Raw genomic sequence first — 19,038 nt, 5'->3', positions numbered from 1 at the left:
GACGTTTCCATCTTGTTTGCAGGAGTATGACCAGAGGCCTTGCCGATGTCCACATTGGAATTGGGCAAATTCAATTGTGAACGGAACTTCGCGTTGTAAATCAGTGCTCTTGTTGTATAGTTCGCAGCGGGAGATCAGGCGTGACAAAACATAATACCGCCATCCAATCCGTGCTTGCGGAGCCGGACCAACTCAGGGTCAATCTCTACCGGTTGCTGGCACGTTTGCTCGCGGCGCCAATCGATTCTGCGACGCGCGCCACCTTGCAGTCACTCGTCGGCGACGACACAACACTCGGACAGGCTGTTGCGCGCCTCGCCCAGCTTGCGGGCGACGTTTCGCCGAAAGAGTGTGCCGAGGAGTTCCACGAGCTGTTTGTCGGCGTCGGACGCGGCGAACTCCTGCCCTACAGTTCCTACTACCTGACCGGGTTTCTCAACGAGAAGCCGCTGGCGCGCCTGCGCCGGGACATGGCCGGATTCCAGATCGCCCGCTCGGCGCAGAGCAAGGAACCGGAAGATCACATCGCCGCGCTGATGGACATGATGACCGGGCTGATCGACGGCAGTTTCGGCGACCCTCAGCCGATTTCGGCCCAGAAGGAATTCTTCGACCGCCATGTCGGCAAGTGGGCGCCGCATTTCTTCAGCGATCTGGAGAGAGCCAAATCCGCCAGGTTCTACAAGCCGGTCGGCACGATCGGGCGGCTGTTCATGGACATCGAGATGGCGGCCTTCGACATGTAGGACCGCAGACCCGGCCGGATCGCCAACGGCCGGGATGGCCCGACGCCCGCGGGCCGAGGGAAACGAGAAACCGAAGAAGACGCAAAAACGCGAAGGAGGCGAGAATGACGAAACGGGAGACGGAGATCCGGCCGGACCGCCGCGATTTCCTCAAGCTTGCCGGACTTGGAACGGCAGCAGCAGGCGGCGCGGTCGTCGCCTCGGCCACAGGCGCCGAGGCAGCGGAACCGGAGGCCGGCAAATCGAGCGCCGGTTACCGCGAAAGCGAGCATGTGAAGGCGTTCTACGCCTCGGCACGCTTCTGACGCCGGGATCTGACGGAGTTTCAATGTTGCCGGCTCGCCGAAGGGCCGCACCAACCGCCAGGCAATGATACAGAAAAATCTGCAATAACAAACATCTAACGAATTGCAGACCACTGCAGCGGAGACATGACGATGCTCAGGAAGAAGGCGAATGGGGTTGCGCGAGGCCCCCGAATGTCCTCTCACCTGGCTGAGTTCGGGAATGGCGCCGTCGACCGGCGAACCTTCCTGAAACGGTCGGGCCTAGCCATTGGAGGCGGCGCAGCGATTACCGGCCTCTCCGGCGGCATGGTGACGAAGGCGCAGGCACAGACCACCGGCACGGGTGCGTCGGGCGTCGACATCAAGAAATCCGTCTGCACGCATTGCTCCGTCGGCTGCACGGTGCTGGCCGAGGTCCAGGACGGCGTCTGGATCGGCCAGGAGCCCGGCTTCGATTCCCCGTTCAATCTCGGTGCCCACTGCGCCAAGGGCGCGTCGGTGCGCGAGCATGCCCACGGCGAGCGCCGGCTGAAGTACCCGATGAAGCTCGTCGGCGGCAAATGGGAACGCATGTCGTGGGACGACGCGATCAACGAGATCGGCGACAAGATGACGGCCGTGCGCGACAGCGCCGGGCCGGATTCGGTCTACTGGCTCGGGTCGGCCAAGCATTCCAACGAACAGGCCTATCTGTTCCGCAAGTTCGCGGCCTACTGGGGCTCGAACAACGTCGACCACCAGGCGCGGATTTGTCACTCGACCACGGTCGCAGGTGTTGCCAACACCTGGGGCTATGGCGCCATGACCAATTCCTACAACGACATCCACAATTCCAAGGCGATCTTCCTCATCGGCGGCAATCCGGCCGAGGCGCATCCGGTCTCGATGATGCACCTGCTCAAGACCAAGGAAGAGAACAACGCGCCGCTGATCGTGCTCGACCCGCGCTTCACCCGCACGGCGGCCCATGCGGATGAATACGTCCGCTTCCGTCCCGGCACGGACGTCGCCCTCGTCTGGGGCATCCTGTGGCACATCTTCGACAACGGCTGGGAAGACCAGGAGTTCATCCGCCAGCGCGTCTGGGGCATGGACCAGATCCGCACCGAGGTCGCCAAGTGGACGCCCGAAGAGACCGAACGGGTCACGGGCGTTCCGGGTTCGCAGCTGAAGCGCGTCGCACGGCTGATGGTCGACAACCGTCCCGGCACCGTCATCTGGTGCATGGGCGGCACCCAGCACACCACCGGCAACAACAACACCCGCGCCTACTGCGTGCTCCAGCTCGCGCTCGGCAACATGGGCAAGGCCGGCGGCGGCACCAACATCTTCCGCGGCCACGACAATGTGCAGGGTGCGACGGACCTTGGCGTGCTTGCCGACACCCTGCCGGGCTACTACGGCCTGACCGCAGGCGCCTGGGGGCACTGGGCGCGCGTGTGGGAAGAGGATCTCGACTGGCTGAAGGGCCGCTTTGCCACGATGAAGGGCAAGGACGGCAAGGACAAGCCGATGATGAACGAGTCCGGCATTCCGGTCTCGCGCTGGATCGACGGCGTCCTTGAAAAGAAGGAAAACCTGGAACAGCCGGACAACACGAAGATCATGGTCTTCTGGGGTCACGCGCCCAACTCCCAGACCCGTCTGCCCGAAATGCAGAAGGCGATGGGCATGCTCGACACGCTCGTCGTCGTCGACCCCTATCCGACCATGACGGCGGTGCTGCAGGACCGGACCGACGGCGTCTATCTGCTGCCGGCCTCGACCCAGTTCGAGACCTCCGGCTCGGTCACCGCCTCGAACCGGTCGCTGCAATGGCGCGAGAAGGTCGTGGAGCCGCTGTTCGAGTCGCTGCCCGACCACGTCATCATGCACAAGTTCGCGGAGAAGTTCGGCTTTGCCGACCGCATGTTCCGCAACATCAAGGTGGAGAACGGCGAGCCGGTCGTCGAGGACATCACCCGCGAGTTCAATCGCGGCATGTGGACCATCGGCTACACCGGACAGTCGCCGGAGCGGCTGAAGTCGCACATGGCGAACCAGTACACCTTCGACAAGACGACGCTCCGGGCGGTCGGTGGCCCGAACGACGGCGACTTCTACGGCCTTCCCTGGCCGTCCTGGGGCACGCCGGAAATGAACCATCCAGGTTCCGCCAACCTCTATGACACGTCCATCCCGGTCGCCAAGGGCGGCATGGGCTTCCGCGCCCGCTTCGGTGTCGAGCGGAACGGCGAAAACCTGCTCGCCGAGGGCTCATGGCCCGTCGGGTCGGAGATCGAGGACGGCTATCCCGAGTTCACCTACGAGATGCTGAAGCAGCTCGGCTGGGACAGCGACCTCACCCCCTACGAGAAGCGGATGATCGAATATATCGCCGGCCTAGCGACCGAACGACCGAAGGTGGACGAGGAAGTCGGCGAAACCTCCCAGACCGGCGATATTCCCTCCGATTACGACAAGAAGATCGGCGGCGTGAACTGGAAGACCGATCTTTCCGGCGGCATCCAGCGCGTCGCGATCAAGCACGGCTGTGCACCCTACGGCAACGCCAAGGCCCGCGCCGTGGTCTGGACCTTCCCGGACCCCGTGCCCATCCACCGCGAGCCGCTCTATACGCCAAGGCGGGATCTGGTGGCGGATTATCCGACCTACGAGGACAAGACCTTCTGGCGTGTGCCGACGGCCTATGCCTCGATCCAGAAGAACGACTATTCCAGCGATTTCCCGCTGATCATGACCTCGGGCCGCCTTGTCGAATATGAAGGCGGCGGCGACGAGACCCGGTCCAACCCGTGGCTCGCCGAACTGCAGCAGGACATGTTCGTGGAAATCAATCCGTCGGATGCCAACAATCTCGGCATCCGGGATCGCGAGGCGGTCTGGCTGCACAGCCCGGAGGGCGGCAAGATCAAGGTCATGGCCATGGTCACCGAACGGGTCGGTCGCGGCGTGATCTTCACACCCTTCCACTTCGGCGGCTATTTCCAGGGCAACGACCTCAGATCGAAATACCCCGAGGGCGCGGACCCCTATGTGCTCGGCGAAGCCTGCAACACGGCCCAGACCTACGGGTATGATTCCGTGACGCAGATGCAGGAAACGAAAACAACGCTCTGCCGCATCGAGCGGGCATAAGGAGGAACCAATGGCACGCATGAAATTCCTCTGCGACGCTGAGCGCTGCATCGAGTGCAACGCCTGCGTCACCGCCTGCAAGAACGAGAACGAGGTTCCGTGGGGCGTCAACCGCCGGCGCGTCGTCACCATCAACGACGGCAAGCCCGGCGAGCGGACGATCTCGGTCGCCTGCATGCACTGCTCGGACGCGCCGTGCATGGCCGTCTGCCCGGTGGACTGCTTCTACCAGACGTCCGACGGCGTGGTGCTGCACTCCAAGGACCTGTGCATCGGTTGCGGCTACTGCTTCTATGCCTGCCCCTTCGGCGCGCCGCAGTATCCGCAGGCCTCGAACTTCGGTTCGCGCGGCAAGATGGACAAGTGCACCTTCTGCGGCGGCGGCCCGGAAGAGGACAACTCCGCCGCCGAGTTCCAGAAATACGGCCGCAACCGCCTTGCCGAGGGCAAGCTGCCGCTCTGCGCGGAGATGTGCTCCACCAAGGCGCTTCTGGCCGGTGACGGCGACGTCGTCTCGTCCATCTATCGCGAGCGCGTCGTCGCCCGTGGCTTCGGCGCGGGTGCCTGGGGCTGGGGCACGGCCTACGAGAAGAAGACCGGGGGCTGAGGCTCATCCTGTCCATTCGACATGCTGCGACTGAGGGGCGGGCGGTGAACTCCGTCCCTCAAAGCGTCTTGAGAGTTCCACGGGAACCGAATGCACAAGGTGAAACCATGCACGCGACCGCTGGGCCTGACCGTCTTCCTGTTTTCCGCGCATTGATGTGGCTCGCGGCCATTGTCGTCGCGCTCTTTCTTGTCCTTCCCTCCCCGTCCCTTGCCCAGAGTTCGGTCCGCCCGCCGGACAATGCGGTGTCCACATCGGCGCCGGATGCGGTCGGCGGCAATCCGCCCGGCGGCGCGCTCGGCAACACGTCCGATTCCGATCTCTGGCGCGGCGTGAAGGCCGGCATGACCGGCAATATCACGATCCCGGATTCCAAGGCGGCCACACTGATCCAGGCCGGCGGCGAGGACTGGCGGTCCCTGCGCAACGGCTCCCTCTACGATTATTTCGGCCTCGCCATTGTCGGCACGTTGCTGCTCCTGTCGCTGTTCTTCGCGCTGCGCGGGCGAATCCGGGTCGAAAAGGGCCTTTCAGGTGTGCTCATCCCGCGCTTTTCCGGCCTGGAGCGCATGGCCCACTGGCTGATGGCGCTCTCCTTCATCATCCTGGCGATCAGCGGGCTCAACATCTCGTTCGGACGTGAGTTGGTCATGCCCATCATCGGCAAGGATCTGTTCGGCCCGATGTCGGCCTTCCTCAAGCTGTCGCACAACTATGTGGCCTTCGCATTCATGCTAGGCCTGGCGATCGCCTTCGTCACCTGGGTCATCCACAACGTGCCCAACCGGCACGACATCGTCTGGCTGGCCAAGGCTGGCGGCCTCCTGTCGAAGCACTCCCATCCGCCGGCGAAGAAGTTCAATGCCGGCCAGAAGCTCATCTTCTGGTCCGTGATGCTCTGCGGGCTGTCGCTTTGCATCTCGGGCTGGGCGCTGCTTTATCCCTTCCACTACACTTTCTTCTCCGACACCTTCACGGCGCTCAAGGGGATCGGCATCGACATCCCGGCCCTCACCGGCCTGCCCGACACGCCCTACGCGCCCATCATGGAGCAGCAGCTCAACACCATCTGGCATGCGGCGATGGCAGTCTTCCTCATCTGCGTGATCCTTGCCCATATCTACATCGGCTCGATCGGCATGGAGGGTGCCTTCGACGCGATGGGATCGGGCGAAGTCGACCTTAACTGGGCCCGCGAGCACCACTCGCTGTGGGTGGAGGAGATGACCTCCGAGGGAACGTCGCAGCGTCCAAGACCCTATCGCGGGCAAGCCGCCGAATGAGCCAACGCAAGGATCGCGTCGATGATCATCGCCGCCCCTTTCCTGACACAGCCGCTGCAGACGCTGCTTCCGCTCGCCCTTCTGCTGACCACGTTCGGAGAGCCGTTGCCCGCCGCCGCCGATGACACCCTGCCCGCGCGCCTCGCCGGCCATGGCGGCCCGATCAAGGCGGTCACGGTCAACGACGACGGCGGGAGGGCCCTGACGGCTTCCTTCGATTATTCCGTCATTCTCTGGGATCTTGTTGGCAAGACCGGAACGGTCCGCGCCCGATTGATCGGCCACGAGGCCGCCGTCAACGACGTTGCCTTCGTCCCTTCCAGCAACAAGGCCGTGTCCGTATCCGACGACGGCAGTGTCGCGGTCTGGGATCTTTCGGACGGGCGATTGATCGCGCGCGCGACCGACACGCCGGACAAGGTGCTGGACGTCGCCGTCAGCCCGAACGGCCGTTTTGCCGCAAGCGCGCGCTGGGATGGCACGGCCCGTGTCCATGCGATTGCGGACGCCCGGGAAATCGCGCGGGCCGAAGGGCATCGGGGCAACGTCAACGCCGTCGCTTTCTCGCTCGACGGCAAGACCCTTTTCACCGGCTGCTACGACGGCAAAATCCGGGGCTTCGCGCTCACCGACGACGGCCGCATCGACGGCGACCCCACCGTCGTTGCCGACAACGGCTGGGGCATCAACGTGCTCGCGCCCCTGCCCGGCGCTTCCGAACTCGCCTTCGGCAGCATCGACGGCAAGACCGGCGTTGTCGACCTTCTGACGGGGGACGTGACCGTGCTCTCCGAAGGTGAGCACCCGATCCTCTCGCTGGCCGTCTCGCCGCGGGTCGGCTGGCTTGCAAGCGGCAGCGGCGACGGACATATCCGCGTCTTCGACATCGAGACGGGCGTTCTCGCCGAGGACTATCACGACGCCTACGGACCGATCTGGGGGCTCTCCTTCATGCCGGATGGCCATCGCCTCTTCCGGGCCGGCCTCGACGACTTCGCGATTCTCTGGCAGGTGGAACCGCGTCTTGCACGCGATGAGGTCCAGTCCGTCTATCCCCGCCGCTTTCAGCGCCAGGCCGCCGACGATCCGGGCGAAGTCGAGTTCCAGCGCAAATGTTCCGTCTGCCACACGCTGACGCCGGACGGGGCGCACCGGGCCGGACCGACGCTTTTCGGCCTGTTCGGTCGAACTGCCGGCTCGGTCGAGGGTTATGTCTATTCGGATGCCCTGAAGCGGTCCGGCATCGTCTGGACGGAGAAGACGGTCGGCGCGCTCTTCGACGACGGGCCGGACGTCATGGTGCCGGGAACCAAGATGCCGGTGCAAAGGCTCAAGGCAGTCGAGCGGCGCGATGCGCTGGTTTCCTTCCTCAAGCGGGCGACCAACCCGCAGGTCAGCACCGCAAAAGACAATCAGATCATGGAGTAGGACGGATCATGAAAGCCTTTCTCGCCAGTGTCGTGGTCCTTCTTGTTGTCGCGGTCGGCGCCAGCTACGTCCTCAATGGCACGCTCGAAACCTCATCGGCCTCGGCCTACTCCAGCAGCAACGTGCGTCTCAATTGAGAGGCTGCACAGGTGATGCGTCCATGAGCCCGTCCGATCCCCGATTTCCGCCTGCCTATGCGCCGCGTGCCGTTGTCACCGACGAAGATGTCGTGCGCCTGGCGATCGAGGGCGCGCGGAGCGGCGATCTTGGCGCCGGGGATCTCCTCTGGTCGCTGCGGACGACACACGCCCAAGCGGCCATCGTTCTGGAACCGGAGGTGCCCTTCTCTGAGGCCGTGCAGGCCGTTCCGCTTCTCATGGTCTCGATCGCCGACGCGCTTGGCGCTATCGGGCCGCCCAATCTGGCGGTGACGTTGCGCTGGCCGCAGACCGTGCTGGTCAATGGTGCGGACGTCGGCCGTGTCGGACTTTGGGTGCCGCCAGAGACCGGCGCCGACGACATCCCGCCGCGACTCGTCGTCGATTTCAGTGTCGCTGTCGATCGGGAGGAAGCTTTGAACGATCCCGGCCTCAATCCGGGCACGACCGTTCTTTTCGAGGAAGGTTGCGGCGATCTGGATCGCAGTCAGATACTGGGGGCCGTTGCCCGGCATTTCCTCGCGCGGCTCGACGAATGGCAGGAAGAGGGCTTTGCTCTTGCCCGCCGCTCATTCCTCGCCTGCGCGGATGGGCTCGGGCGCGATGTGGAGGTCCCGCTTCACGGGCGTTCCCTGCAAGGCCGCATGGCCGGCCTCGATCCTTCGGGGGGCTTCCAGCTCGACACCAATGACGCAAGAATGGTGATCCACCTCAGTGACGTCTTCCGTAGAAGCATGCAACCGCTGGCACCCGTCTCATGACCATGGAGCATCACATTCCCACCACGACGCAAAGGCCGATCGCCTGGAAGTCGTCCGGCCTTCATCTGACTGCGCCGGACGCTGCCGGTTGGCTTGAGGTGACGCCGGATTTCCTGCGCGCCTATTACACCCGGCCGGAAATCCACCCCGTCGACGAGAGCTGCGAGGTCGAACACCGTCTCTTCGAACGGCTGATGATGGATCCGCTCGCGCCCGTCGGCAATGACGAGCTTGCTGCAATGGTCGATCAGGATACGGCGGAAAACTACCGGCTGCTCCTGCGCTACCGCGATCATCTGGTGAAGCACGGCACGCTCGAAGGCGCCTATCTCGGCCTCTTCAGCGAGACGGCGCCGCGCGTTCCGCCCGTCTTCTACGAACAGCTCGTGCATGTGATCCTGGCGCATATCCTGGATGGCGAGGAAGACCCGTTCGTCTACCGCGCCGCCGAAATCTTCTTTCGCGACCAGAAGGTCACGATCGACGACGAGCAGCTGATGCTCGCCGATGCCGAAGTGGTGGAGATGTATTCGCAGCGCGGCGGCCTCGGCGGTCTCGATGCCCTTCTCGCGGATGCCGGCATGCCGCAGCGGGAAATCAGTCTCGATGTCCTGTCTCGGACCAATGCCGGCGACTATGCCGACCGTGCGGACCAGTTCAATTTCGCGCTCGACTTCCGCTACACGCGGCCCGGCCTCGACGCCTTTGCCCGTGTCGTCGAGCGGTGGGTCAGGCATTTCCTCAACATCGAAATCCGCGTCACACCGCTGCAATCGGTTCGCGACGAACACTGGTCATGGCATGTCGGTCTCGATGCGGAGGCGACGGGCATCCTCAATGCGCTCTACAACGAGGATCCACTGCCTGAGGGCGCGGTTTCACGGATCGCCGCCCTGTTCCGGACCGACTTTCTCGAACAGGAGAGCGTCAGCGTCTTCATGCGCGGCAAGCCGGCCTATCTCGGCCTTGCAATGACGCCGGACAACGTCATCCGGATGAAGCCGCAGAATATTCTCGTCAACCTGCCCCTACGGCGGGAGAAACAATAAAGGACAGCCCTTCATGGCCACCACCGCCCGTCACTCCGATGCGCAGGGCCGCAAGTTCGTCAACGGCCTGCCCATGCGCGTTATCGCGCTGGTGCTTGCCATCGCCTTCGGCCTTCTCGCATGGATGATCTGGCGGAATGCCGAGACCGTGCCGCTGATGATGCCCCAGAGCGCCGCCGACCTGCCGCTGGCCGCGCCCTCGCCTGCCGTTGCCGACTGCGTCGACAAGCGGCTTGGCGAGATCAATCGTCTCGTGGAACAGGGGCTCTTGAGCGAAGATGCGGCACGGCTTACGGAGTCGCGGGCGCGGCAACTCTGCACAGGGCGGAACTGAGCCCCACGCAGCGTCCAAAACGGTGAACCGCGCACCGCCGCGACTCACCGTCGTATGACCCGTCTCACCGACCGGACGGTCCTTTAGACGGCAACAGCGCTCAGTTCTTGCCGGACGTTTCCTTGTCCTGCTCACGTTCCCGGAGATAATCGTCCGTCGTTCTCGGCGCCTCGCGCCGCGCCAGGGCGAAAGGATCGCGTCCGCCGCTCGACAGGCTTTCCAGCCGGCAGGTGTCGCACATGCCGATCAATGCCACCTGCTCCTCGCTCTGGAACATGCGGTTCTTGCCGCCGAGCATCTCGCGGATGCGCCGCAGGGTGCCCTTGGTCGCAAAGGGTCTGCCGCAGGAGGTACAGAGCGCCGGTTCGTCCTCGTTGAGCGTCACCGGGCTCAAGGCCGCCGTTGCCAGATTGTAGCGCGGCTGCAGCGTGATGGCGCTTTCCGGGCATGTCGCCTCGCAAAGGCCGCACTGCACGCAGGAGGCCTCGACGAAGCGCAGCTTCGGCTCCTCCGGGGTGTCGCGCAGCGCCTCGACGGGACAGGATGCGACGCAGGCCATGCAGAGCGTACAGGTTTCCTTGTTGACCTCCACCGTGCCGTAGGGGGCGGAGGCCGGCAGAACGAAAAGATCACTCGCCGGCGCGCCGGCCTTGGCGAGCGTGCCGATCGCAATGCGGGCGGTTTCGCGCTTTTTGTCGGTCGCGAGCGGCGCCGTGCGGCAGATTTCGGTTGGCGGCGCGAGATCCCAGAGCAGCGCCTCGACCGCGTCCGGATCGCTTTCAACGGCCAGATGAGCGCGGGCACCGTCAATGCCGATGCCCTTCATCAGCGCATCGACGAGGGCGAGTTCCTCGCGGACCGCATCGAGTTCGCCGGCCTTCGCCGGGTCGGCCAGGACGACGACCGCACGGATACCCGCGGCCAGCGCCGCAAGAACGAGATCATGGCCGACGCCGGTGGCGGAATGCAGTTCGACCGGCAGGACATGGGCGGGCAGGCCACGGCCGAAGCGGGCCATCGCCCCGATCAGCGGCGTTCCGTGCCCGGCGTCATGAAGCAGAAGGACCGGCTTGTCGCCGCCGGCCTCCAGATAAGTGCTCGCCAGGCGCTGGATCCGGCCGATCATCCCTTCCCGGTCGGGGTAGGCGTAGGCCACGGCCCCCGTCGGGCAATGGGCCGCGCAGTTGCCACAGCCGCCGCAGATGTCGGCATCGATCCGGACACCGTCGCCGTCCGGCGTGATGGCCCCGGCCGGGCAATTGTCGAGGCATTTGGTGCAGCCGGTCTTGCGCGAGCGCTCGTGGACGCAAATGGCGGCGTCATAGGTCACGTAGATCGGCTTTTCGAACTCGCCGACATAGGTCGATGCCTCGAAGACGGCCCGCATCACCGCCGCCGGATCGCCGGGTTGGGCCCGGAAATATCCGTCGCGGCCATGGGCGAAGAGCGCCGGGCCGCCGGTCATGTCGAAGATGACAGAGCAAGTGGTCTTCGCGCCGTCGCGTGCCATGGCGAACTGGGGCGTCGCGCGCGACGACGGCAGCATCGGGGCGTAGCCGTCAATCGTGGCATCGAAGCCGCCGAGCGCGCCGGACGCCATGCGGACCCGGCCGGAGAAGACCGGAAAATCGAGCACTTCGGGCAGGAGACAATCGTCGGCATCGCTCAGGAGCAGCGTCACGGAGAGCGTGCGGTTGAGGAGCGCCGCCGCATCCAGTGCCGCCTGCCCGGCGCCGACGACGAGGCAGAGGCCGTCGCTCTCGATGGTGCGCAGGCGCGCCGGCCGCACGGGCGCGTTGGCGGCCGCGATCAGGGCCGCGATCTTGGGGGCCAGCGGCGATTCGTCCGCCGTCCAGCCGGCCCGCTCGCGGATATTGACGAAGGCCGGAGCGCCCAGGCCCTTCTCTTCGGCGATCTCGGCGAAAAGCGGGCTCTCCTGCGTGCAGGCAACGAGGAGTTCCTCGCCATCGGCGAGCGCCGCCTCATAGCGGTCGACCTGCGAGCGGCAGAGCTGGCTGTGGACCGGGAGATCGTCAAGGCCCAGTTGCCGTGCGATCGTCTGGCCATCGATCCGCATCGATTTTTCGCAGTTGCAGAGCATCAGGCGGCGGCGAGCGTTCTTCATTCTTATTCCCTTGCTGTCGCGCTGAAACACGATACCCTGTTTATAGGAATTCGAAAGAAAAACATGAGGAAACGGAAGGCGCAATCGGCATGGACCGCGAATTGACGATCCTCGTCGGCGTTCTGGTGGAACGGCGCAAATCGAGCTCCCGATGGATCAGCCACACGTGGATCCCGGTCGGCGTGATGCCAGTCGCGGACGGACTTCAGCCGGGCGACGTTCTGGTCGAAGACGACAGCGTGACCCGCTATTTCATGGGGGTTTCCGAACTCACCTGCTTTGCCGCCGAGACCGAAGCCTATGTCCATAATTTCAACGCCGAGGTGCCGGCGCTTTATGTCGTCCTGCGGCGCAACGAGGACGGCAGCCATCCCCTGCCCTGGTATGTCCACGCGGTGACGGCCTCGCCCTATCTGGCGCAGGATCACGACGACAACGCCGACGACATCGTCGAGCGGGTCGCCATGCCCGCCGAAATCGAGGAGGCGATCAAGGCCTTCGTCGATCACCACCACGTGGAGCACGCCTTCAAGAAGCGCCGACGCGAGGGCATCAAGGAAGAGGAGCATCTCTTCGGCAAGGAGCCGATCTTCCTCAACCGCGAGCGCCCGAGCGGAGGTCGGCTCGATGGCTGAGCGCAAGCCTCCGGTGGATGATGGCGGAGAGAATTTTCTGACGCGCTGGTCGCGGCGCAAGCAGGCCATCGCGAGCGGCGGGGTGCCCGACGATCCGACCGAGGTTGCCGCCGAGCGCAATGATGTTATCGAGGCCGGCGCGGCACCCGAGGATCAGGCACCCGACCTCGAACTTGAGGAGAACCGCAAGGCCGCCGAGGCCATCGATCTCGACAGCCTGACATTCGGCGACGACTTCAAGATCTTCATGAAACGCGGCGTGCCGGACACGCTGCGCAAGGCCGCACTGCGCAAGCTCTGGCGCTCCAACCCGGTGCTCGCCAATATCGACGGCCTGAACGACTACGACGACGATTTCAACAATCCGGTCCACCGGGTCTATTCGTCGATCTGGGAGGCGGGACGCGGCTTCTTGAGCGAGGCCGAACAGGCGGCCCAGAAGGCGACCGGCCGGCTCACGCAGGCTCCGGAGCAAGGCCAACCCGACATGGCCGAGGGTGCGCCCGACGAAACCACCATCGCCGAGGTCGGGGAGCAGGACGGCGCAGCAGCGGCACCCCCACAGATCGAGGCAACGACCACGCCCCAGATGGAGGCCTACCCGGCCGACGCCGCGGCTGAGGTGCAAGGCGCCGGGATGGATGGCGACGAGAGCCCACCGCCAGTCGATGAGCCGACCGAAGCGCCGAGGCGGGTGTCGATCCGCCAGCGGCTTCAGGGCTGAACGGCAGGCAGCCTGCGCGGCGGAGCGGCGGTCAAGACGTCCGCTTCAGACCGGACGTCTCAAGGCCTCACATCGCAACGTCTTCTGAAAGACGCCCACAGGCTCCCGTCTTCGCGCAGCGTTCAAGATCGGCCGTATGGGCCTGCCGCTGCATATGCAGGGCGTATTTGACGGCTGCCTCGGTGCGGCAGTGGGACCGCATCTTGTGAATGACCTGCGAGATATGCGACTTCGTCGTGGCGAGTGAAATTCCGCAGCGATAGGCAATCTGCTTGTTGAGATAGCCGCAGGCCAGATGCTGCAGCACAAGCCTCTGCATCGTGGTCAGGCTGGCAAGGCATTCCTCCACGTCGTCTTCGCCGAGACGGAGCAGATCGTCCAGCACCTCGCCGCGCTCAACCTCGCGGGAGCGCTTCGCCACCGATGGCGCAGAGGTGCGCGTCGCCGGCATTTCCCAGCGGGTCGGTTCACTCGTGTCGATATTGACGATAGCCATCTCGGTCATGTCGATTTCTCCCTGGAGCGGCGGCAGTCCCATGAAGTCATGCGAGTGCCTTTCGCGCCGCCCTGCACCTTTGAGCCCGGAGCATCATGCTCTCGTGACGGGAACGCCTGTGCACGGTGGATCAGCGGACGGGTCTGTCGAGGTCCGGCTGGCGGATTGCCAACGGAACAGCGCCCGATCGCTTCGCAGGTGCAGCATTTGCTGGACGGAGCAGTTCCTCGCCGATCCGTCCTGACGTTCCATCTCCCGCGCATTTCCTTAGGCGACTAGGCCGGAAGGCGGAAGCCATTGAAAGGCGCGCCTGCAATATGTATAAAAATGCAAATTGCATTTTGCGAAGTTGCAAACATGGCGTTTCAGAAGCTCTACATCGGCCGCAAGATCCGTGACATCCGCGAAGCCAGCGACGCAACGCAGGCTGCCTTCGCCGAGCGTATCGGCATTTCCGCCAGCTATCTCAACCAGATCGAGAACAACCAGCGTCCCGTTTCGGCGGCCGTGCTGCTGGCCCTTGCCGACAAGCTCCATGTCGACATCGCCTCGCTCGCCGGCAGCGACAGCGACAGGCTGCTGTCCGCACTGGCCGAAGCGATGGCCGATCCGGTCTTCGACGGATTTTCCGTCGGCCTGCAGGAACTGAAGCTCGTCGCGCAGAATGCCCCGAATATCGCGCGCGCGCTGATCCTGTGCCACCAGTCCTTCCGCAAGAACAGCGAGCAGCTTGCAAGCCTCGATGCCTCACTCGGGTCAAGGACCGGTGTTTCCGACCCTACCCCCTACGAGGAAGTCCGCGACTTCTTTCATTTCGTGGACAATTACGTCCACGACCTCGACATCGCCGCGGAGGACCTCGCGCTCAAGCTCGGCATCGGCGAGATCGAAAGCGGCGCGGCGCTTGTCACGCATCTGGAACGGCAGCACGGCGTGCGCATCGGCCGGACGGCCGCGGACGCCGATATCATCCGGCATTTCGATCCGGAAACGCGGCTTCTGACCCTCAACCCGTATCAGCCGCTCTCCACCCGCAATTTCCAGCTCGCTTTCCAGATCGGGCAGCTGGAAATGGAGGAGGCGGTCGAGGCACTTGTGCAGAAGGCGGAATTCCGCTCGGCGGAAGCAAGGGAGATCTGCGAGATCGGTCTCTACAACTATTTTGCCGGCGCCCTCGTCCTGCCCTACCGGCCGTTCCGCGCCGCCGCCAAGGACATGCGGCACGATCTGGAACTGCTCTCGGCCCATTTCGGGGCGGGCATCGAGCAGGTTGCGCACCGCCTCAGTACGCTGCAACGCCCGGGCTTCAAGGGCAGCCCGATCTTTTTTGCCAAGATCGACCGGGCCGGCAACATCACCAAGCGTCACAGCGCCGCCAAGCTGCAGTTCGCGCGATTCGGTGCCGCCTGCCCGCTGTGGAACGTGCACCGGGCCTTCGAGACGCCGGGACGCATCATCCGGCAGCTGGCGGAAACGCCCGATGGCGTCCGTTATCTCTGCATCGCGACGGAGATTTCCAAGGGCGGCCACGGCTTCAGGACACCCCAACGCAACTACGCCATCGCGCTTGGCTGCGAAATTTCCTACGCGGAGGATTTCGTCTATGCCGACGGGCTCGATCTTTCCAGCAAGACGGCCTTCGAGCCGATCGGCATCTCCTGCCGCATCTGCGAGCGGGCCAATTGCGGCCAGCGCGCCGCGCCGCCCCTCAAGCGCCAGCTCGTCATCGACCCGCATCACCGCACGGTCGTACCCTACAACATCCAGTAGACGGACCGCAGCCTGGCCCGCCGCGGCGACGGATCGTATCCCTGGAACGATCAGGAGCGGATGTTGCGCATGAACTGACTCACCTGATCCTGAAGCGCGCCCGAGAGCGAGGTCAGTTCTTCCGAGGCGGTCTCCATTTCCCGCGTCGCCGCCTGGCTCGCATCCATGGCCTCGGCCAGCATGCCGATGTTGCGCACGACCCGTCCGGAGCTCGCATTCGCGATCCGGACATTCTCGCCGATTTTCCGGGTCGAGACCGTCTGATCCTCGACCGCCTCGCGAACCGTTCCGGAAATGGCGCTGATCTGATCGATCGTCGCCGCGATGGAGCGAATGGCTTCCTCAGCCTGGGTGGCAACGCTCTGGACCGAGGAGACCTGGGCGGAGATATCGGCGGTTGCCCGGGTGGTCTGCTCGGCCAGCGTCTTCACTTCGTTGGCGACAACGGCAAAGCCCGCCCCGGCGGCGCCGGCCCGCGCCGCCTCGATGGTGGCATTGAGCGCGAGAAGATTGGTCTGACTGGCGATCTGGGTAATCAGCTCGACCACCTCGCCGATCGCACGGCTTGAATCCGACAGGCGCCCGACCACCGCATCCGTGGCACGGGCCTCGGCGACGGCCTTGGCGGCAATGGCGGCGGCCTGGTCCACGTCATGACCGATGGTGGCGATCGAGCGGGCCATGTCCTCCGCCGACGCGGAGACGTGGTCGACGGACTGGCTGGCCTCCTCGCTCGCCCTCTCCACCTCCTCGACGGCGGCCTGCGACGACCCGACCGCGCCGCGCAACTCGCTGGAGTTGGTGCCGACGGTCCGGGCCGCCCGGGAAAGCGCCTCGACGACCTTGATGACCGTGCGCTCGAAATCAGCCGCCACGTCGGTCATCAGCGCGCTGCGTTCCTCTTCCAGCCGACTTTGCTGCGCGGCCTTCTGGCGGACTTCCTCTTCAGCCCGTTCGGCAAGCTTCGTCCTGAAGCCGATCACGGAGCGGGCAATCCGGCCGATCTCGTCGCGCCGCTCGGCTCCCTGAACCTCCACATCGAGATCGCCCTGCGACAGGCGTTCGAGCCCGCCCTGCAGACGCGCCAGCGGCCGGGCGAGCCCGACGGCCAGAACGATGGCGAGCGCGAGGAACGCGACGCCCACCGGCAGGCAGACCATGGCGATCCGGATCATCTGTTCGAAGATCAGGCTGTCGATCCGTCCCGAGACGCCCTCGCCCACGAAAGCCGCCGCCGACTGGGCGTCGCCAAGCTGGGCGACGAGCGCAGTCCGGAAGACATAGAAGGCGTAACCGGTTCCCGAGAGCATGATGATGGCGGCCGCGGCGACCATCGTGACGAAACGGCCCTGGATCGACAATGTCATGGATGTGTCAACTCTCGACGGAACAGGTGGTTGGCGAGCCCGAGTGGGCTGCAAGCGCTCTGTTGTGAAGGTTGTAGATAGTCGTAAAGATCGCGTAACCGAAAACGCGGAACATCGCCCCAGCAGTAATTTGCCGTATGCTTTAGCGCCCGGATCGGCGATGCGACGCCGGATCGCGGCATTGCCCCGCAGAAGTGATCCAGAGACAGCGCCTTCTGAGAACCGGCAGCCCCGGCGCGAGGTCCGCCGATCCCCTTTCGGCGAATCACAATGCGAGGCGACCGCCAGTTCGTGGCATGATCGCCGAGCATACGCTCCAGCCTCCGGTCCCGCGATCCCCTCACCTCGCAGCAAACAAAAAGCTCCCGACGCGACCCCGAAAAGGCACTCATGAACAGAATTCGGGTTGCGCGGCTCCGGCCTCCTGGGGTCTCGTAACGTCGCATCAAACAGGAAAGGTGACGACATTGAGCGTCGAAGGAAGAGGCCGGATCAGAATCGGCATCGGCGGCTGGACCTATGCGCCCTGGCGAGGTGCGTTCTATCCGGAAAAGCTGTCGCAGAAACGCGAGCTGGACTATGCCAGCCGCCACCTGACCTCCATCGAGATCAATGGGACCTATTACGGGTCGCAAAAGCCGGAGAGCTTCGCCAAGTGGCACGCGGAGACGCCTGAGGATTTCGTGTTCTCGCTCAAGGCTCCGCGCTTTGCGACCAATCGACGGGTGCTTGCCGATGCCGGCGAGACGATCGAGCGCTTCTTCAACAGCGGCGTGACGGAACTGAAGGACAAGCTCGGCCCCATCAACTGGCAGTTCATGGCAACCAAGAAGTTCGATCCGGACGACTTCGACGCCTTCCTGAAGCTGCTGCCGAAATCGGTGGAAGGGCGCACCCTGCGCCATGTCGTCGAAGTGCGGCACGACAGTTTTCGCGTGCCCGACTTCATCGCCCTCGCCCATGACCATGGCGTTGCCGTCGTCATCGCGGGCGACAGCGAGCATCCCCAGATCGCCGACCCCACCGCCCCGTTCGTCTATGCGCGGATCATGGGAACGCAGGAGAACGAGGAACTCGGCTATTCCGCCGAAGCGGTCGATCTCTGGGCGGCGCGAGCAAAGGGCTGGGCATCAGGCAACACACCCGACGGGCTGGACTATGTCGCCGCCCCCGCGCCCGGAGAGCCGCGCGATGTCTATCTTTATGTCATCAGCGGCCACAAGGTGAAAAACCCGGCGGCCGCGATGGCCCTGATCGAACGGGCGCGGTAATCGCGCCCGACGACGGACCGAGGCCCTCGATCGGCGGGGCGAGAGCGCAACGGACGTGGCGTCCGTCAGGCCGAACTGCTTCATGCTCACCCGCACGGCCGTCCGGCCCTCGCCGACCGATTTCAAACGCTGCGCGGCTGAACGCGCGGAAGAAAAGGAGCCTCTCATGAAAATCATCCGTTCCGGAACCGCCGCGTCCCGTCCCGGGCCGGGCGACTGGTTCACCGGTACCGTTCGCATCGATCCCCTCTTTGCGGCCGAAGAGCCCGGACGGACAAGCGGCGCTCATGTCACCTTCGAGCCCGGTGCGCGCACAGCCTGGCACACCCACCCCGCCGGCCAGACGCTGATCGTCACCTTCGGGCGCGGCCGCGTCCAGCGCGAGGGCGGTCCCGTCGAGGAGATTTCCCAGGGCGACATCGTCTGGTTTCCGGCCGGCGAGAAGCACTGGCACGGCGCCGCCTCCGAGACGGCCATGAGCCACATCGCCATCCAGGAAAGCATCGACGGCAGCCCCGTGACCTGGCTGGAGAAGGTCTCCGACGAGGATTACAACGGCTGACATCCCGTCCGCCGGAGACTTGCGGCGGCGTCACCGCCGACCCGATCATCGCCTCCCGTCTTCTGGCGGCCGGCGGGTGGGCCGGAATTCACTGGCTGGTCGCCGCCGTCCCAACCCTGCTTGCCTACGCCACCACGTCGCGCCTGCCCTTCCCGATCGGCGCCCTGTATCGTTGACAAATGTAATCGATTACATTACTCATCGTGAGGCTTGAAGGGAGGGCAGGCATCCTCAAGATGCCATCGGTCAACAAGACCGTTCGACGGATTGTCGAAGCGGCTGACCAAACAATTTTCC

Annotated in this window: 18 protein-coding genes; 15 read left to right on the top strand and 3 right to left on the bottom strand. The window is 64.6% G+C overall.

Features of this window, described 5'->3' with window-relative positions; all coding sequences use genetic code 11:
* Window positions 1–140 precede the first annotated feature (140 nt).
* The 10 genes from HDIA_RS08800 to HDIA_RS08760 all read left to right on the top strand — a co-directional run bounded on the left by HDIA_RS08800 (window position 141) and on the right by HDIA_RS08760 (window position 9,791).
* A complete protein-coding gene (locus HDIA_RS08800) occupies window positions 141–746 on the top strand; it encodes a TorD/DmsD family molecular chaperone (protein ID WP_173796208.1) in 606 nt (201 codons plus the stop codon).
* Between the two features lie 104 nt (window positions 747–850).
* Window positions 851–1,051, top strand: coding sequence for a twin-arginine translocation signal domain-containing protein (locus HDIA_RS08795; protein ID WP_099555828.1), 201 nt, complete (start codon window positions 851–853; stop codon window positions 1,049–1,051).
* Window positions 1,052–1,183: 132 nt separating this feature from the next.
* Window positions 1,184–4,171: a formate dehydrogenase subunit alpha gene (locus tag HDIA_RS08790; RefSeq protein ID WP_099558785.1), complete on the top strand. Its 2,988-nt coding sequence runs from the start codon at window positions 1,184–1,186 to the stop codon at window positions 4,169–4,171.
* Between the two features lie 10 nt (window positions 4,172–4,181).
* The gene (gene fdh3B, locus HDIA_RS08785) at window positions 4,182–4,778 is read left to right on the top strand and encodes a formate dehydrogenase FDH3 subunit beta (RefSeq protein ID WP_099555827.1); all 597 of its coding nucleotides are present in this window, start codon (window positions 4,182–4,184) and stop codon (window positions 4,776–4,778) included.
* Window positions 4,779–4,885: 107 nt separating this feature from the next.
* Window positions 4,886–6,061: a formate dehydrogenase subunit gamma gene (locus HDIA_RS08780; RefSeq protein ID WP_245884211.1), complete on the top strand. Its 1,176-nt coding sequence runs from the start codon at window positions 4,886–4,888 to the stop codon at window positions 6,059–6,061.
* Window positions 6,062–6,082: 21 nt separating this feature from the next.
* On the top strand, window positions 6,083–7,489 hold the full coding sequence (locus tag HDIA_RS08775) for a c-type cytochrome (protein WP_099555825.1): 1,407 nt from the start codon (window positions 6,083–6,085) through the stop codon (window positions 7,487–7,489).
* A gap of 8 nt (window positions 7,490–7,497) precedes the next feature.
* The gene (locus HDIA_RS25960) at window positions 7,498–7,626 is read left to right on the top strand and encodes a hypothetical protein (RefSeq protein ID WP_281259985.1); all 129 of its coding nucleotides are present in this window, start codon (window positions 7,498–7,500) and stop codon (window positions 7,624–7,626) included.
* Window positions 7,627–7,649: 23 nt separating this feature from the next.
* Window positions 7,650–8,408: a biotin/lipoate--protein ligase family protein gene (locus HDIA_RS08770; RefSeq protein ID WP_157775439.1), complete on the top strand. Its 759-nt coding sequence runs from the start codon at window positions 7,650–7,652 to the stop codon at window positions 8,406–8,408.
* Window positions 8,405–9,457, top strand: a complete 1,053-nt coding sequence (locus HDIA_RS25575; protein ID WP_245884210.1) for a DUF6352 family protein — start codon at window positions 8,405–8,407, stop codon at window positions 9,455–9,457. Before HDIA_RS08770 ends, HDIA_RS25575 begins: the two co-directional genes overlap by 4 nt.
* Window positions 9,458–9,470: 13 nt before the next feature.
* Window positions 9,471–9,791 (top strand): hypothetical protein, encoded by a 321-nt coding sequence (locus HDIA_RS08760; protein ID WP_099555822.1) that lies wholly within the window; start codon window positions 9,471–9,473, stop codon window positions 9,789–9,791.
* Window positions 9,792–9,891: 100 nt separating this feature from the next.
* Here HDIA_RS08760 and HDIA_RS08755 read toward each other — a convergent pair whose 3' ends face one another.
* Window positions 9,892–11,916 (bottom strand): 4Fe-4S dicluster domain-containing protein, encoded by a 2,025-nt coding sequence (locus tag HDIA_RS08755; RefSeq protein WP_099555821.1) that lies wholly within the window; start codon window positions 11,914–11,916, stop codon window positions 9,892–9,894.
* Between the two features lie 89 nt (window positions 11,917–12,005).
* Here HDIA_RS08755 and HDIA_RS08750 point away from each other — a divergent pair, with 89 nt between their 5' ends.
* Both HDIA_RS08750 and HDIA_RS08745 read left to right on the top strand, forming a co-directional pair.
* Window positions 12,006–12,551 (top strand): DUF3305 domain-containing protein, encoded by a 546-nt coding sequence (locus tag HDIA_RS08750; RefSeq protein WP_099555820.1) that lies wholly within the window; start codon window positions 12,006–12,008, stop codon window positions 12,549–12,551.
* Window positions 12,544–13,275 carry a DUF3306 domain-containing protein gene (locus HDIA_RS08745; protein ID WP_099555819.1) on the top strand — a complete coding sequence of 244 codons (732 nt, stop codon included), beginning with the start codon at window positions 12,544–12,546 and terminating at the stop codon, window positions 13,273–13,275. The genes HDIA_RS08750 and HDIA_RS08745 overlap by 8 nt, the downstream gene beginning before the upstream one ends.
* 67 nt (window positions 13,276–13,342) lie before the next feature.
* Here the strand turns inward: HDIA_RS08745 and HDIA_RS08740 are convergent, their stop codons facing one another.
* On the bottom strand, window positions 13,343–13,780 hold the full coding sequence (locus tag HDIA_RS08740) for a helix-turn-helix domain-containing protein (protein ID WP_157775437.1): 438 nt from the start codon (window positions 13,778–13,780) through the stop codon (window positions 13,343–13,345).
* Window positions 13,781–14,128: 348 nt separating this feature from the next.
* Here HDIA_RS08740 and HDIA_RS08735 point away from each other — a divergent pair, with 348 nt between their 5' ends.
* Window positions 14,129–15,541 (top strand): helix-turn-helix domain-containing protein, encoded by a 1,413-nt coding sequence (locus HDIA_RS08735; RefSeq protein WP_099555817.1) that lies wholly within the window; start codon window positions 14,129–14,131, stop codon window positions 15,539–15,541.
* A gap of 50 nt (window positions 15,542–15,591) precedes the next feature.
* Here HDIA_RS08735 and HDIA_RS08730 read toward each other — a convergent pair whose 3' ends face one another.
* Window positions 15,592–16,908 carry a methyl-accepting chemotaxis protein gene (locus HDIA_RS08730; protein ID WP_099555816.1) on the bottom strand — a complete coding sequence of 439 codons (1,317 nt, stop codon included), beginning with the start codon at window positions 16,906–16,908 and terminating at the stop codon, window positions 15,592–15,594.
* A 467-nt stretch (window positions 16,909–17,375) separates the two neighbouring features.
* Between HDIA_RS08730 and HDIA_RS08725 the strand changes: the two genes are divergently transcribed.
* Complete coding sequence (locus HDIA_RS08725; RefSeq protein WP_245884209.1) at window positions 17,376–18,179, top strand: DUF72 domain-containing protein; 804 nt, start codon at window positions 17,376–17,378, stop codon at window positions 18,177–18,179.
* Between the two features lie 166 nt (window positions 18,180–18,345).
* Window positions 18,346–18,741 carry a (R)-mandelonitrile lyase gene (locus tag HDIA_RS08720; protein WP_099558784.1) on the top strand — a complete coding sequence of 132 codons (396 nt, stop codon included), beginning with the start codon at window positions 18,346–18,348 and terminating at the stop codon, window positions 18,739–18,741.
* Window positions 18,742–19,038 lie beyond the last annotated feature (297 nt).

The organism is Hartmannibacter diazotrophicus (genome assembly GCF_900231165.1).
Classification (GTDB): Bacteria; Pseudomonadota; Alphaproteobacteria; order Rhizobiales; family Pleomorphomonadaceae; genus Hartmannibacter; species Hartmannibacter diazotrophicus.
Note: the sequence above shows the minus strand (reverse complement) of the source record. Positions and strands in the feature narration are given on the sequence as shown.

Bases quoted from the DNA above. Each gene is read 5' to 3' on its own strand.
- HDIA_RS08740 (WP_157775437.1), bottom strand. From the start codon at position 13,780: ATGACCGAGATGGCTATCGTCAATATCGACACGAGTGAACCGACCCGC.
- HDIA_RS08720 (WP_099558784.1), top strand. From the start codon at position 18,346: ATGAAAATCATCCGTTCCGGAACCGCCGCGTCCCGTCCCGGGCCGGGC.
- fdh3B (WP_099555827.1), top strand. From the start codon at position 4,182: ATGGCACGCATGAAATTCCTCTGCGACGCTGAGCGCTGCATCGAGTGC.
- HDIA_RS08795 (WP_099555828.1), top strand. From the start codon at position 851: ATGACGAAACGGGAGACGGAGATCCGGCCGGACCGCCGCGATTTCCTC.
- HDIA_RS08750 (WP_099555820.1), top strand. From the start codon at position 12,006: ATGGACCGCGAATTGACGATCCTCGTCGGCGTTCTGGTGGAACGGCGC.
- HDIA_RS25960 (WP_281259985.1), top strand. From the start codon at position 7,498: ATGAAAGCCTTTCTCGCCAGTGTCGTGGTCCTTCTTGTTGTCGCGGTC.
- HDIA_RS25575 (WP_245884210.1), top strand. From the start codon at position 8,405: ATGACCATGGAGCATCACATTCCCACCACGACGCAAAGGCCGATCGCC.
- HDIA_RS08745 (WP_099555819.1), top strand. From the start codon at position 12,544: ATGGCTGAGCGCAAGCCTCCGGTGGATGATGGCGGAGAGAATTTTCTG.
- HDIA_RS08790 (WP_099558785.1), top strand. From the start codon at position 1,184: ATGCTCAGGAAGAAGGCGAATGGGGTTGCGCGAGGCCCCCGAATGTCC.
- HDIA_RS08735 (WP_099555817.1), top strand. From the start codon at position 14,129: ATGGCGTTTCAGAAGCTCTACATCGGCCGCAAGATCCGTGACATCCGC.
- HDIA_RS08755 (WP_099555821.1), bottom strand. From the start codon at position 11,916: ATGAAGAACGCTCGCCGCCGCCTGATGCTCTGCAACTGCGAAAAATCG.
- HDIA_RS08775 (WP_099555825.1), top strand. From the start codon at position 6,083: ATGATCATCGCCGCCCCTTTCCTGACACAGCCGCTGCAGACGCTGCTT.
- HDIA_RS08770 (WP_157775439.1), top strand. From the start codon at position 7,650: ATGAGCCCGTCCGATCCCCGATTTCCGCCTGCCTATGCGCCGCGTGCC.
- HDIA_RS08780 (WP_245884211.1), top strand. From the start codon at position 4,886: ATGCACGCGACCGCTGGGCCTGACCGTCTTCCTGTTTTCCGCGCATTG.
- HDIA_RS08730 (WP_099555816.1), bottom strand. From the start codon at position 16,908: ATGACATTGTCGATCCAGGGCCGTTTCGTCACGATGGTCGCCGCGGCC.
- HDIA_RS08760 (WP_099555822.1), top strand. From the start codon at position 9,471: ATGGCCACCACCGCCCGTCACTCCGATGCGCAGGGCCGCAAGTTCGTC.